General features: G+C 38.1%; 18 protein-coding genes. 7 read left to right on the plus strand and 11 right to left on the minus strand.

The features are described from left to right. Positions 1 to 92: 92 nt before the first annotated feature. From B3P23_RS13755 to B3P23_RS13765, 3 genes are all read right to left on the minus strand, one after another. Positions 93 to 344 (minus strand): hypothetical protein, encoded by a 252-nt coding sequence (locus B3P23_RS13755; protein ID WP_293927022.1) that lies wholly within the window; start codon positions 342 to 344, stop codon positions 93 to 95. A 200-nt stretch (positions 345 to 544) separates the two neighbouring features. Next, a complete protein-coding gene (locus B3P23_RS13760; RefSeq protein ID WP_293927025.1) occupies positions 545 to 799 on the minus strand; it encodes a hypothetical protein in 255 nt (84 codons plus the stop codon). Positions 800 to 839: 40 nt separating this feature from the next. Beyond that, positions 840 to 1,259 carry a MauE/DoxX family redox-associated membrane protein gene (locus tag B3P23_RS13765; RefSeq protein WP_414713155.1) on the minus strand — a complete coding sequence of 140 codons (420 nt, stop codon included), beginning with the start codon at positions 1,257 to 1,259 and terminating at the stop codon, positions 840 to 842. 575 nt (positions 1,260 to 1,834) lie between these two features. On the opposite strand from B3P23_RS13765, the gene B3P23_RS13770 reads away from it, so the two are divergent. Continuing rightward, positions 1,835 to 2,026, plus strand: a complete 192-nt coding sequence (locus tag B3P23_RS13770; protein ID WP_293927031.1) for a hypothetical protein — start codon at positions 1,835 to 1,837, stop codon at positions 2,024 to 2,026. Between the two features lie 297 nt (positions 2,027 to 2,323). Here B3P23_RS13770 and B3P23_RS13775 read toward each other — a convergent pair whose 3' ends face one another. The 3 genes from B3P23_RS13775 to B3P23_RS13785 form a co-directional block, all read right to left on the minus strand. Then, complete coding sequence (locus B3P23_RS13775) at positions 2,324 to 2,557, minus strand: hypothetical protein (RefSeq protein WP_293927034.1); 234 nt, start codon at positions 2,555 to 2,557, stop codon at positions 2,324 to 2,326. 835 nt (positions 2,558 to 3,392) lie between these two features. Then, entirely contained in the window at positions 3,393 to 3,686 is a 294-nt protein-coding gene (locus B3P23_RS13780) for a hypothetical protein (protein WP_293927037.1), read from the minus strand. Between the two features lie 482 nt (positions 3,687 to 4,168). Next, a complete protein-coding gene (locus tag B3P23_RS13785; protein WP_293927039.1) occupies positions 4,169 to 4,585 on the minus strand; it encodes a MauE/DoxX family redox-associated membrane protein in 417 nt (138 codons plus the stop codon). 715 nt (positions 4,586 to 5,300) lie between these two features. Between B3P23_RS13785 and B3P23_RS13790 the strand changes: the two genes are divergently transcribed. From B3P23_RS13790 to B3P23_RS13800, 3 genes are all read left to right on the plus strand, one after another. Beyond that, complete coding sequence (locus B3P23_RS13790) at positions 5,301 to 6,581, plus strand: AAA family ATPase (RefSeq protein WP_293927042.1); 1,281 nt, start codon at positions 5,301 to 5,303, stop codon at positions 6,579 to 6,581. Next, positions 6,571 to 7,290, plus strand: a complete 720-nt coding sequence (locus tag B3P23_RS13795; RefSeq protein ID WP_293927045.1) for an RloB family protein — start codon at positions 6,571 to 6,573, stop codon at positions 7,288 to 7,290. Before B3P23_RS13790 ends, B3P23_RS13795 begins: the two co-directional genes overlap by 11 nt. A 612-nt stretch (positions 7,291 to 7,902) precedes the next feature. Next, positions 7,903 to 9,468: a M28 family peptidase gene (locus tag B3P23_RS13800; protein ID WP_293927049.1), complete on the plus strand. Its 1,566-nt coding sequence runs from the start codon at positions 7,903 to 7,905 to the stop codon at positions 9,466 to 9,468. 154 nt (positions 9,469 to 9,622) lie between these two features. Here the strand turns inward: B3P23_RS13800 and B3P23_RS13805 are convergent, their stop codons facing one another. Further along, positions 9,623 to 9,856 carry a hypothetical protein gene (locus tag B3P23_RS13805; protein WP_293927052.1) on the minus strand — a complete coding sequence of 78 codons (234 nt, stop codon included), beginning with the start codon at positions 9,854 to 9,856 and terminating at the stop codon, positions 9,623 to 9,625. Between the two features lie 5 nt (positions 9,857 to 9,861). Continuing rightward, positions 9,862 to 10,116, minus strand: coding sequence for a hypothetical protein (locus B3P23_RS13810; protein WP_293927055.1), 255 nt, complete (start codon positions 10,114 to 10,116; stop codon positions 9,862 to 9,864). Positions 10,117 to 10,324: 208 nt separating this feature from the next. On the opposite strand from B3P23_RS13810, the gene B3P23_RS13815 reads away from it, so the two are divergent. Next, on the plus strand, positions 10,325 to 10,504 hold the full coding sequence (locus tag B3P23_RS13815; protein WP_293927058.1) for a hypothetical protein: 180 nt from the start codon (positions 10,325 to 10,327) through the stop codon (positions 10,502 to 10,504). Here B3P23_RS13815 and B3P23_RS13820 read toward each other — a convergent pair. From B3P23_RS13820 to B3P23_RS13830, 3 genes are all read right to left on the minus strand, one after another. Then, a complete protein-coding gene (locus tag B3P23_RS13820) occupies positions 10,501 to 10,743 on the minus strand; it encodes a hypothetical protein (protein WP_293927061.1) in 243 nt (80 codons plus the stop codon). The genes B3P23_RS13815 and B3P23_RS13820 overlap by 4 nt on opposite strands. Positions 10,744 to 11,043: 300 nt before the next feature. Next, on the minus strand, positions 11,044 to 11,649 hold the full coding sequence (locus B3P23_RS13825) for a hypothetical protein (protein WP_293927064.1): 606 nt from the start codon (positions 11,647 to 11,649) through the stop codon (positions 11,044 to 11,046). Between the two features lie 103 nt (positions 11,650 to 11,752). Further along, entirely contained in the window at positions 11,753 to 12,145 is a 393-nt protein-coding gene (locus tag B3P23_RS13830) for a hypothetical protein (protein WP_293927067.1), read from the minus strand. A gap of 289 nt (positions 12,146 to 12,434) precedes the next feature. On the opposite strand from B3P23_RS13830, the gene B3P23_RS13835 reads away from it, so the two are divergent. Together B3P23_RS13835 and B3P23_RS13840 are read left to right on the plus strand one after the other, a co-directional pair. Then, positions 12,435 to 13,517 carry a hypothetical protein gene (locus tag B3P23_RS13835; protein WP_293927069.1) on the plus strand — a complete coding sequence of 361 codons (1,083 nt, stop codon included), beginning with the start codon at positions 12,435 to 12,437 and terminating at the stop codon, positions 13,515 to 13,517. A gap of 298 nt (positions 13,518 to 13,815) precedes the next feature. Continuing rightward, positions 13,816 to 14,163 (plus strand): hypothetical protein, encoded by a 348-nt coding sequence (locus B3P23_RS13840; RefSeq protein WP_293927070.1) that lies wholly within the window; start codon positions 13,816 to 13,818, stop codon positions 14,161 to 14,163. The last annotated feature ends 105 nt before the right edge of the window (positions 14,164 to 14,268 follow it).

Consider the following 14,268-nt stretch of genomic DNA (forward strand, 5'->3'; position numbering starts at 1 on the left):
ATTATCTAAGTACTTCATGAGACAGTTTATAATATCAAATTAAAAAATATCTGTTATTTTAATAAAATTGACTTTGGAACCTTTATTTTTTACTAAATAAGGTTAGGTCTCAACAATACATTTGTTGTATCTAAATTATTGTTCAGAGCATTTGCTATTTGAAATGCAATACCAGGAGCGGCACCAAAATTAGGTTTTCCTCCATTGTCTGGTACTTGAATTGCACATAAATGAAGATTAGGGCTCGGACAAATTGGGGGATTAGTACCCACAAGTGTGTAATTGTTAGGATCTGAGACATCATAAGGAAATGATCCCAGTGGTGTGAATGAATACCAAGGCATAATATTGGTGCTTTTATACATCAAAAAGCATAAACTTTAATTGGTTGCTTACTCAATTATAGGGTTTTCAGCATGGCCCGTCTGTATTAATTTTTTTGTTGCCTGACTATAGGCGCCGTACCGCACCATCTTTAGGGTATGTGTACGTGCCTATATCAGACTCGAAGACTAAAAAACTATATTACAGGTGTTGTGTTTTATTAATCGCATTCTTTGCAATCACTACCTTTGAGCAATACATTGGTGGTACTGGTCTGGTTTTCCAATGCACAGCAGATCTCATCTTCCAGATCGCAGGTGATAATCGGTATTTTATTATGATCTAGTGCCTGTATGGCGCATACTCTCAGGTGACCTTCACAAGATGGAGGATGATTACCATATAGGGTATATTGATTTTGATCTTTCGGATTACCATTCTTTGAACAGCAGGGGGTGAAGGTATACCAAGGCATAATATTGGGGCTTTTATACATCAAAAAGCGTAAACTTTAATTATTTAAATAAATTGAACTGCATCATTAACACGCCTGCTAAGGCAATTAACGTCAGCCAGATATTGACTCTGAAATGTTTTTTCCATCCCATCCTTCGGAACATGGCACCGCATGGGCAGGGATAAATATCGTAAACCTGAAAAATAATCCCGGAGACATAGATCGTAAAGATCAACATCAAGCCAAAGGAGGCGTATAACCCCAGTAACCTGGTCTGTGGGAATAACAGCAGAAATACCACCGCAAGTTCTAGTAATGGAATCATCACCGATAAAATTGGTACGCTCCATTTAGGGATCGCTTGTGATCCTAAAATATTATAGAAGGACCGAAATTTGAAAAATTTTGGTATTGCTGTGTACGCCCATAGCAGGACGAATAGCGCAACAATAAGATATATAATGATAGTCGTAATCATAATTGTAGTTTTATCTGATGAATTAAACTAATACTAATTTCGCTAGAAAAAGGAGGACAGTGTTATCAACGATTTGACAGTTTTGTAGTTGAAATTTTATCAATTACAATGATTAAACGGAGACAGTTTTATTGTCAATAAATTGTCTACCTGATTGTTTTTGAGTTTGTTAAGTCGGTTTTGATAAGAATTTGATTATAAAGAGGAATTCCCTGTTCTATTTTATCCAATTTGGTATTAGAATTGTTTGTAAAAAAAATAAGCTCACTGAGTAAAAAAATATTGAAATACACCCTTATTTTTAGAAGGAAGATCATTGACGTTATAAAGTGTCAATAAGCTTTTATTCGGTTTTTTTAATACATCATCAGAAGCTTAGCGCTGCAAAACAATACGCTAAAATTATATATAGCCGTAAGTATAAAAAAGGTAAAAGTTATTACTCCATATATTTAATGGATTTCGATGCACTTGATTTAATGATGACTAGTTTTTTGTAAGTTGTAAAAACTGGGTCGGAGATTTAATCGCAGTATATTATTGACAGCAATTTTAATGTGGCTAGAATCGGACAAATGAATAGATTGCAGATCCTGGTTTGTGCTGATCTTTTGATTTCTGATCTGAATAGGAATATTAAGAAAACAAATGAAACCTATACCAAATTGGACGAAGGTTCTAATTTTACCAAGATCTTTTTTCAATTGTATTGGCGTTTGGATTATTACAGTCTGGCTCAGCAAGGACTCCCTGTGACAATCTTCTAGAATGGTCTTTATGCCGATAACTAAAAATCGAGAAATGAACAAGTTTTAATTAGATATCACTATAAGTGAAGAAAATTGTTCCATTATACTGCTTGGGAAATCGAGAGTGGGCAACTAATACTTGGTGATAAACAGACGAAATAGTTCAGTGGTTGTTGTTCAGGAAAGCTTCATTTCACATCTGTCCTAAAAAGGGCTATAGTTGTTAACTATAACCCTTTATTGCTGTTTTATGTTGCAAGGCTAAATAGAAACAAACTTTTAAGAGATTCTCTTTCTAAAAAATAAGCCTATTGATTATGGTCTTAATAGTACATTAGTACTTTCCATTCTATTTTGCATTGCTGTGGCTATTTCGCAAAGTAAAGCAAAAGTAAGAATGGGTTTGCCCATACTGTCTAATGCTTGAACAGCACATAAGCGTACTTTAGGAGAGGGACAAATAGGTGGAAAAATACCTACCAAAGTGTAATTGTTTGGATCACAAATATTTCCAGGAATTGTAATCGGTGTATAGGAATACCAAGGCATAATTGTAGTGCTTTTATAAATCAAAAAGCGTAAACTTTAATCAGGCTTACTCTATTACAGGATTTTCAGCATACTCCTAGGAATTATATGATTTGTATAGAAAAGGATTTAATATAATTGCTATAAACTCGTTTCTAATATAAAGTTCGGTATAAATAAAACCTGTTGGTTAGCAGATATTTGACAGTTTTATTGTCTTCTATTTGACAAATAAAATGATAAATCTGGTTAGCTACGTTTTGTCAATATGAACGGTATCTTTTTATATCACAGCTGTGATCATCAACTTATATAACTCATTAATCCAGTTATTACTATTATTTAATCTGACTTGATAGTATCAACTTCAAGCTCCACCACATTAGAAATTTCGGCACGGAGCTTCAGATCGATATTTGGTAAGGTAGCGTTGTCGACGACTTTTATATCTACAACAAAAAAGTTTTAATTCAGAAAGATTATATTCTAATAACGTGTAATTAGTGGGTTATTCTATCTTTAGACCAAAAACGGCCACAGTTTCACATTCGTCGTGTCAAATCTATTATTAAGGGCATTTGCGATTTCGCATAGTAGAGTAGATGTTATAATGGGTTTTCCCAAATTATCAGCGGCTTGTATTGTACACAAATGATTTTTAGGACTTATACAATTAGGAGGATTACTTCCAACCAGCGTATAATTATTTGGATTACAAATGTCATACGGAAAAGATCCTAGAGGTGTAAATGAATACCAAGGCATAATCATCGTGCTTTTATAGATCAAAAAGCGTAAACTTTAAATTTTATGTCTACTCTATTACAGGATTTTCGACAGGCTCCTTTATATTTTTTTAGAGGTGGTACCACACTTTATTGGTGCCCTGCTGCTGATAATATTCCTGACGCAGGATAATATGTTCACTGTCGCAGCCTGATAATGCGGCGGCAGCCATTTCTTTTTGCAGGGATTCATCAATTATGGGCAAGCCTGCAGCATCAAAGTAAGCATTGATGGCATAGATCTTATCGCTACAGTCCCGGTTGGCCGGCGATTTTTTGCCCACCACATACCTTGTGTACTGATGGGGATCGGAAGGATCTACCCGCGTACCTTTCTTGGGGGTAAAGAGATACCAAATTCTCATCTTGAGTTGTTTTTAAGTATATAATCAATTGCCGCTTACTCGATTGCAGGGTTTTCAGCTCGGCCCTTTTTTGATTTAATTTTGTATGTGTTGCCTGAAGATAGGCGGCATACAGCATAATCTTTAGGGGATGTGTACGCGCCCATTTCAGACATGAAAACTAAAAAAATCCATGATCAATGTTGGATCAATCGCAATCTACGCAGTCATCACCTTTGAGCAATACATTGGTGGTACTGGTCTGATGTTCCAGTGCACAGCAGATCTCTTCTTCCAGATCGCAGGTAATGATCGGTTTCTTGCGATTGTCTTCCGCCTGTATAGCGCAGACTCTCAGGTGACCTTGACAGAAAGGCGGGTGACTGCCATAAAGCGTGTATTGATTTTTGTCTTTCGGATTACCATCCTTTGAACAGCAGGGGGTGAAGGTGTACCATGGCATAATCGGGGTGCTTTTATACATCAAAAAGCGTAAACTTTAGTTATGTGAATAAATGGAACTGCATCATCAGTATGCCCAGAAAAGCGAGTAATGTGAGCCAAATATTGACTTTTAAATGTTTTTTCCAGCCCATCCGGCGGAACATGGCTCCGCATGGGCAGGGATAAATATCGTAAACCTGAAAAATAATCCCGGAGACATAGATCGTAAAGATCAACATCAAGCCAAAGGAGGCATATAGACCCCATAACCTGGTCTCCGGGAACAACAGCAGAAACACAACAGCAAGTTCTACTAATGGAATCATCACTGATAAAATGGGCACGCTCCATTTTGGAATGGCCTGCGATCCTAAAATATGGTAGAAGGACCGAAACTTAAAAAATTTTGGTATCGCGGTGTAGGCCCATAATAGGACGAATAGCGCAACAATAAGATAGGTCAGTAGTGTAGCCATAATCAAGTTTTATCTGGTGAATTAAACTAACATCAAGTTAGCGACAAATCAGAGGTGGGTGTTAGCATGTTTTTGACAGTTTTACTGTTGCGTTTTTATCATTTAAATTGTTTAAAATAAGACAGTTTGAATGATCGTACTTGTGGGTATAGATGGTGGACAAGATGATGGGGGGAGTTTATGTGATCGGTGAATAGGGTTGATTAACAGGAAAAAGAGGTGATATTTGACTTTTATGGTGAAAAAATTATTAAAAGCTATTTTAAACAATATTTAGATTTTCTTAAAATAAATGGCACACGTAATGTTGATGCATTATCTGGTGAGGACTTGAAATTTGTATTTACCCATTGGGTAAATGAAGATAGGGTATAGTCAGATCACTTTTGAAATTATAAGACTTATATGTGCTATCTGCCGGTAATTCGTTAAAATAATCTTATCGATTTTCGTTGCTTACCTTTTGAAATTTAGTGCGTTTGTGAACCTATGACTAACTCCGTCAAAAAGTACTGTTTTTTATATTTCAAACTTATGTGTAGTGTTGTTAAGAGATATTATCTCATATAATTGTATATTTTGGTTTTTTTTATGATTATTAAGTCATTTATAAAACATATATTCGTTTTAAGATTACATATAAATATATAGTGCTATGTTAGTGAGGTTCATTGTGTCAAATTTTCTGTCTTTTGGAGAGGAGGTTGAATTTAATATGTTGGTAGGGTCTTTTAAGACTCATCAGAACCATATCCATGAAGGTCCAGTTAAGACATTAAGATCTGCAGCTATTTATGGTGCAAATGGAGCAGGTAAATCCAATTTGATTAAAGCTGTAGAGTTTTTACAAGATACTGTTGTTGCAGGGGGTCTAAATAGTTCAATAGATCCATTAAAATTCAAACTAAACAGAGAAAATATCGATAGACCAGTTTCTTTTGAAATAGAATTTGTGATCGCAAAAAAGATGTATGCATATGGCGTTAGCTTTGTCAAAAGTCGAATTGTGAAAGAATGGTTGGTCGAATCTGGAGTTAGCAAAGATGATAAATTAATTTTTAATAGAGAAGTCGATAAAAGTGGTAAAGTATCGATTACAGTGGCACCTAAATATTATAAATCTCAGAAACAAAAGTTACTAATAGAGCTTATTAAGGATAACTTATTAAAAAATAATGAGCTCTTTTTGTGTAAAGATGAGGTGTTGAAGATCAAGGAAATCACTGATTTTAAGAATAAAATTACGCAAGGTTTGGTGGTTATTCACCCTCAAACCAAATATGGAGGGCTGGTTCGAAATTTAACAACCTCTAATAAATTTAGAACTTTTGCAAATAACCTGCTAGAAACATTCGATACCGGTGTTTGTGAGTTAGGTGTTGAAAATGTTGATTTTGATAAGTACTTCGGAGAAGATGATGAAGCACTTAAATCAAATTTAATGATCGAACTCAGTCAAGGGCATAGTATTCTGTTGAATGATTCTGGCAAAGGTGTGCTTTTAACCAGCGACGATGATGGAAATTATGTTGTGAAAAAGGTTATTTCTAATCATATTGATAATCACGGCGAAAAAATAGCTTTTGAGCTTGATGAAGAATCTGATGGTACCCAGCGGTTACTTGATTTTATTCCTGCATTCAATGCTATTTTAGAGCATGAGGTAACTTACGTTATTGATGAGATAGATCAAAGTTTACATCCTGCACTTCTCAAAGCCCTGATGAAGAAAATTATGGATGAAGAAGCTGTAAAAGGGCAATTGATTTTTACTACCCACGAATCTAATTTATTAGATTTGGATATATTTAGACAAGATGAGATCTGGTTCGTAGAAAAGGGTAAAAAGGATAACGCTTCAAAAATATACTCTCTAAGTGAGTATAAACCTAGATATGATTTAGATATAAGGAAAGGGTATCTTAAAGGAAGATTTGGAGCAATTCCTTTTTTAGCAAATTTGGAAGAATTAAATTGGGGAGACTATGATTCGTAAAAAGAGAGGTTATCAAAGAGAAACTCCTGCGGAACTCTTGCGTGACTATCGTTTATTTGCAATAGCTTGTGAGGGAGGTAAGAGAGAACCGCATTATTTTAAATTATTTGAACACTTTTCAGATCGGATTAAAGTTGATATTATCGAAGATAAGGTCCATGAACAGGAACTACTTCAAAAATATGAAACCAAATCTGCTCCCAAATGGGTACTGGAACGGGCAATAAAATATATCGAATATGAAGGATTGATCGATGAGGATGAATTATGGTTTGTGATGGATGTCGATAGATGGGAATTTGCTCAATTGAAAGAAATCATAGATTACTGCCAAAAAAGTAAGAATTGGAATATTGCCTTAAGTAATCCATGTTTTGAAATTTGGTTGTATTTACATAAAAAGAGTGATATTGATGTATTAGATGCTAGCTCCTGCACCGATTTTAAAGGAATAATCGGAAATCTAGAAAAAGGAGGGTACAATGTTTTAAATTTTATTCACCTAGTCCGAGAAGCTGTTGTAAATGCTAAAAGCCTTGATGAAAATCCGGGAAGCTCTTTCCCTGAATTAAGAAGAACTAAGGTTTATCAATTAATCGAGTCTGTTTTAAAATTTGTGACCGAGAATAATTTTAAAGATTTTATAGAAATTAAATATCCTAAAATGGTAGAGGATCAGCATTTAAAGATAAAAAGTAAAAAAAACTAAACCTGTCGCCGACCCAGGAAATGGACAGTGGAAGGCCTGTGCAGCTGCCGTGTAAGGACGATTAGGTGTAAAACAAGCTGTTTTACAAGCTTATCCTGTCATGCACTTACCATCTGCTGATTTCGCATTAATAATCTCGCAAATCCCTTAAAATGCTTCTCCAATAAAAAGATAGAAGCTGTATATCATAAAAAATCCCCAGCTCTTGTGGAACTGGGGACATCATGGCCGATTTCAATTAAACAATGGGCTATTTCCCAACGCCTAGTTTAATTTCTTTAAAATGAGTCAACTATTTTGCAATAAACTGATATAAACTGTGTATCAACCATCTTAACATGATGAACAGAACAAGAGCTAAGTTAGGGAATCATCTATAGGGAGCGTTAGCATCTATTTGACAGTTTGAATGCAATATTGATGACAACGTGATCGTCATGGATGTGCCTATCCATAGGAATGTAAAATATCGAGATTGCTATCCTGAATGATTTTGAGATGAATTTATGGAGATTCCACTAGGGAACTGCCTGTGTCGAGGAACCTATATACGTGTACTTTTGCTGAATGGCTGACCGATACACGAATTGATGATACTCGTTCAAAACTTTTATGAAAAACAAACAAATTTTACTCTTTCTATTTTTGCTGCTCTGTGGCGCTTCTTTTGCACAAAATAAAGAGGTTCTGTCCTCTGCAAAAGTGATCAATACCACCAATGCGAAAGCGCATCTCTCTTTTTTAGCGTCTGACGCACTGCGGGGTAGAGAGGCCGGGACAGCTGATGGGGATAAAGCTGCACAATATATCGCCGACTACTATAAAAAAATAGGGGTAAAGGGGGCTGTTGATGGGGACTATCTGCAAAGGGTCAATGCAACTCGCATTCACTTGTCCCAATCGCTCCAGGTAATGGGAAGTCCATATCAACCGGTGATCGATTTTTTTAATATGCCCAGTTCCATTTCCCTGCCTGGCTTTCAGCTGCAGACGGATAGTATCCTCTTTGCGGGCTATGGGGTGATTGACGATGGGATCCAATCTTATAATGATTTTCAGGAGCAATCGGTGACCGGAAAGGTGGTGATGCTGATCGGTTCTGGACCGCGGGATGGCGCCTTTACTTTTCAGGATAAGGTCAAATATTTGGCTTTTCATAAAGCTAAAGCTTTATTGATGATCGAACCTGTGGTGGATCATAAATCGGATGGACTGATGCAGCATCTTTTTAATGAGCAGATGCTCTTGGAGGGGTCGGCAGAGCTGTCGAGCATCGAAAAAATGCCCCAGAATATGCCCATTATCTATATTGGACAACAGGTGGCTGATGCACTATTGAAATCGGCCAATACCGATCTGGCCACTGTGCGTAAGAAGCTGGTGGAAAGTAATAAGCCCTATCCCTTTGTTTTTAAAACGGACCTGAAAGCTTCTGCTTCGCGCACATTTGAGGCTGTTCATCCGGCCAATGTACTGGGATGGATACCCGGTTCGGACCCCATATTGAAGGATGAAGTGGTATTGCTGAGTGCGCACTACGATCATCTGGGCATAAATCCCTATAGTGTCGGTGATAGCATCAACAATGGTGCGGATGATAATGGATCGGGTACGACGGGTGTACTGATGATGGGCGATGCGTTTATGCAGGCGGTAAAAGCGGGGAAAGGACCTAAACGCAGCATCCTCCTGATGGCTGCTACGGGTGAAGAAAAGGGATTGCTGGGATCGTCTTGGTATATCAGTCATCCTGTGGTCCCCTTAAATAAAATCATCAGCAACCTCAATGTGGATATGATCGGTCGCACGGATACCTTGCCGCATCCTGATCACAATTATATCTATATCATCGGTGCTGATCGATTGAGCAGTGATCTGGATGCGATCATCAAGAAGACCAATGCGACCTATACCAAACTGGAACTGGACGAACGTTTTAATGTGCGCAATGATCCTTTTCAATTGTACTTCCGTTCGGACCATTATAATTTTGCGAAGCAGGGTATACCGGTGACATTTTTCTTTAGCGGTTTTCATGCGGACTACCACAAAGCGAGCGATGAAATCGGTAAGATTGATTTTGATATCTTATGCAAACGGACGCAACTGATCTATTATACGGCATGGGAACTGGCCAACCGGGCGACAAAGCCTGTGGTGGACAAGAAGGTGGAATAGTTACAGGGAAATGATATTTAGAAAAGGTTAATTATAAATATGTTCAAAAGAAGGGGTATAGTTTTTTATGGACTATAACCCCTTATTATTGGTTTAGGTGGTGAGATTAAAAAGAAATAAATGGAAGGTAATTTTGTATGCCAAAGGCATATGATCAAGGTTTTAACAGGACATTGACACCTTCCATTCTATTTTGTAAAGCTGTTGCGATCTCACCTATCAAAGTAGGGGTCAGAATCGGATGGCCCATATTGTCGTAAGCTTGGATAGCACATAGAAATATCTTAGGACTTGGACATACAGGTGGAAAAATACCTACCAGTGTATAATTATTTGGATCACAAATATTGCCGGGAAATGTAATCGGGGTATATGCGTACCAAGCCATAACAGTTAGTTAGCACATTTATTACTATCATCCAAGCGGACATTGATCGTGTCGATCTCCAGTTCTAGGGCATTTGAAATTTCCAGACGCAGCATCATATCGATATGGGGCAAGCCTGCATGATCTTCGGCTTGTATGGCTGCAACAAAAAGTTTGGATTCGGAAGATTCGGGTGGTGTATCTCCCAATAAGGTATAATTGGTCGGATCCTGAGGATCACAAGAAGGCAATATGGGTGTAAAGGTGTACCATGGCATCATGAGGGTGCTTTTATCAATCAAAAAGCGTAAACTTTAATCTAGCCTACTCTGTTACAGGATTTTCGGCATGCTCCTTGGTTTTGACCGTTGGGCTGTAGGGCAGCAAGATCAGGGACTTTCTCTTGAATGAACTGCATCTTCACACCGGATGAGCAATTCCAAAGACTTAAGCAGTATTCACGCTACTTAAGTCTTTGGTAATTACATCATGGGACAACCGAAAGCGCCAGCAGCGGTATCAGCAAAATCAGAATCGGTACGCCCCATTTCGGGTTTGAATTTGAACAGTATTTTGAAAAAAGAAAGTAAGTATTTGGTGTTTAAATTTGATATGCTTTTTTATGTTAAAGTCCCATCGGTCCTGGATCATGAAATCAAATCAGGCTAGCATCGCCTGCTGCTGGACAAGAGGACATTGGTGGTATCTCGTCTATTCTGAAGTGCTTGCGCCATCTCTCCCCGCAATGCGCTGGTGATAATGGGCTGTCCTAGATTGTCGTTTGCCTGTATAGCGGTTAAAAAATAATTGGGTCCTGGAGCAAATGGTGGTACAGAACCGACCAATGTCCAATTGTTGGGATTGGTAGGACTGGATCGACGTGAAGGCGTATATATATACCAAGGCATAATGGTGATGCTTTTATAGATCAAAAAGCCTAAACTTTAATAAATGCCTACTCTGTTAAAGGATTTTCGGCAACCTCCTGTAATCGTATATCATGGTCCATGGTGAAACAGGAGTATGAAATACTGTCCCCTATGAACTCGTTGGTAACACTAAGTTCGAGAGAAATCGGATGGGGAGGTTAGCAGAAGATTGACAGTTTTGCTGTCGGTAATTTGACAAATATTTTGAAAAAATATGAACAGAGAAACTGTCAAAGATGTTGCATTTTTAGGGTAAAATCTTTGACAGTTTCTGGAGTTTTACCTGCCCATAATCTTTTTCTTCAAGACGGTATAGCCCTGGCGGGTCAAACCCACGTGCATGGCTTTGGTACCGACCGATGCAATGGTGCAGAACAAGGGGTTTTCGGCTTCAAACTTGACGATCCGATCTGTAGAGGGTTCGTTCAACAGTAATATCCGATGCTGCGAAGCCTGTTCATTCTGGACAACGATCTGCTCGATATGCGCGGCAACTTCATGGAAATCTTCGCGTAGTGCCAACACATCGCGATAGCTCATCGATAGCACTATACCGGACTCCAGCATCTGGATATGATTGGTCCGATCTTCGCCACGGAGCAGGCTTGATGCAAAGAGGATAATTTCGTTTTTCTTCCAGATCTGGGTACCGTAATTGGTTCCTCTGGCTTTGTTGTAATAGTAACTGTGTACCATCGCCTGCGCTGAATACCAGATGCGGCCTTCGTGGGCAGGGCCTGGAGATTCGAGATCTTGGTATTTGATCGTTTTTTGGATCTGACATAGGGGTGCAGCACGCTCAAACAATAAGGCTTGCCTGTCGGGAGTCATGTTGAGCTTGGTTTCAATGTACTGTTTGATCAATTGGTGTTTATAATCTTTCATAATTGATTTATATATTAACGTGGATCCCTAGGTTGGAATCGATATCGGATTGGGTGGATATCATGCTATTGGTTAATCTGTTCATGGTCTGCTTGGTGTTAGTTTAGTCTGCGATACGGTACCTGATCCAAATCATAAAGGGATAAATAACCGTACTGTTTGCCGTGGCGCTGTTGACCGTCGGGAGCGGGGTGCTGGAGACAATAATATCTTTGACTCCCGGTTTGTCATCTGCTGCAATGGTCTCTTTGTCAAAACTGACATGCAGCTGCGCTTCCCAGGTACTGGCAATGCCCTCGGCGAGGGTCGCTCTAAAATTGGGGGGCATGTTGCTGATCTGCGCGATCTGGTTGACATGCAGATCAAAATGGGTGTTCATAAAGAGTGCGAAATCCGAGCGGATTTGCGCGATCAGAAATTGTTGTTCTGTTAAAGTAAGTTGGAACAATTCGTTTTGGAAGGCAGTGACGCCAGCATTGTTTAGGATCTGTTTCATTCTAATTATATTTTTTTAGGTGCTTATTTAGTAAAATTCGGAACTTTAAAATCTAATTTCAAGGATATTAAATGGCTATTTTCGGAAATGTACATTTTTTGTACATCGTTTTTGTAAATGTATGTATAACATAAAATACAGTTAATTTACTTGTAGTTTATTTTTGTTAAGCTTGTATTCGAAAACGTTTTCGCTATTGAAAATGATTTTATAACTTTATGTTTCTATTATTTACAAAAATAGCATAGTACCATTTATCAATTTATAATTTAACCTATATCTTTTCTCTATGATTAATGTCTACCTGAAAAAGCATGTTTTTTATTTGCTCGCCATTGTATTATTTGCTTTTGTGATAAATCTTGGAACTGCCTTTGACAATGTGATGATGCGTATGAAACAACCATTATTCCAGCAGGTATTGGTGGCGACTGTCGCAATGCTGTACCTCTATTTATATATTGTCCAGAAGATCTATCATTATTTTTTCTTTCGTATGGCCTGGTTTATCGGGCTAAAACCTCTGCTGAAAGCGGGCATATTTGTGATCGCTGCAGCCGTTCTGATCAGCTTGATCCATGTCCATATTTTAAATTTGCTGTTGGCCCAGCGCAACCACGGAACAGTCTTTACTTTTGATTACTTTACAACTGATTTCTGGTTTTTCTTTCTTCCGCTATTATCGTATGTGATCATCTTATATCTTAAACCGAACAGGCTTTTATTTAGGCTGCCAGCAAGAAAAACGGAAGAAATGTCTAATGGGCATGCTCCTCAAGCACAGGAATTGCTCCAGCAGATCGTCGAACCTATTGAAATGGACCAGGAGGATGAACTCTTGAAAATATGGCGCATCAGCAGGGTCAAATCATTTGTATTTGATTATTTTAGAAAGTTTTCTAAGGAAGAGCGATGGCATCTGGAACAGGATATTCCGCTCTGGAAAGTTGTTATTCTGGAGAAATCCGAATTGATCATGTTTGGCTATTTTATAAATGGTGAAAAATGGGCATTGCATCATGTGGACGACAAGATCTTAAGCAATCCATGGTTGGTCAAGGTAAGCCAAAATTGTTATATCAATATGCTGTATGTAGTCGATGGACTGTGCCGCCGCAGTATGTTGAAGATGGATCTAAAAATGGGAAATCGGGTTTCAAAGGAGGTCAATATGGAATTGGTCATCCTCCATGAGGAAATAAGAGCGATCCTGCTGTCGACGACTAATTCGGATAAATTGGATCAACTTTTGATCGTGACGCGAAGGATGAAAGTCAACTATAAAAATTTTTGGGAAAGCACTTTCTTGGATCAACTGGACGAAAATAGACTGATGGATCCCGTGGGATCGATCAACCGTAAAAACAATTAGAAGTCAGTCCAATTGTTCGCATTGCAGCCAGCCAAGCCTAGTTTCGGAGGATCGGTGAGCACATCGTTTTTGATTTTTGCACATTAAAATCAAGGCTTCCACATGTCGGATCCTACCTGTTTGTGAACGCTCCCGATTTTTTAAAGAAGCTCATCCCATTCCAGTCGTCGGGAGTCTCACCAATATATGATGTCGAGGATTTTTATGGTTTGGTATAAGTCAAAAGCCCGTTGGTCGAGAATATTTAAATAACGATCGTAAAACAGCTAAATTTCCTTTCGTTAAGCCTAAATATATCATGATAAAAGAAAATCTAGCTAAACTACCGATCTTATTACTGACGTTGATTTTTTGTGTGCATCTGATTTTTGCTCCAGGAAGAGCTGCAAATACTGGAAAGGAAGATCTGCTCCATAATAGCCGTTCAACTTTGGGAGATACCGCGGTTCCTGACAGTTTATTGAGCAATGATTCTTTTGAACTTGTCGAACTTGACAATTACTCAGTTGCACAGCTTCATCATGACATGCCAGGCGGTGGTATACTGGCTGCCCGCGATCTTTCTTTTGGTCAAAAAGAAATTAAAATGCCCGTAATCATGACCGGGCTGGATCAAGGGATCGCATATCTGATAGTCTCCAGCTGATTAGAAGAATTATATCTTGTGTTTAAAATAACTAAAAGATATGTAATGATTTCCGAATAATCAATATTTAGTCTATAAATTTATATCTTGGCGTTAAAAATACGA

Source organism: Sphingobacterium sp. UBA6320 (genome assembly GCF_002440335.1).
Taxonomy (GTDB): Bacteria; Bacteroidota; Bacteroidia; order Sphingobacteriales; family Sphingobacteriaceae; genus Sphingobacterium.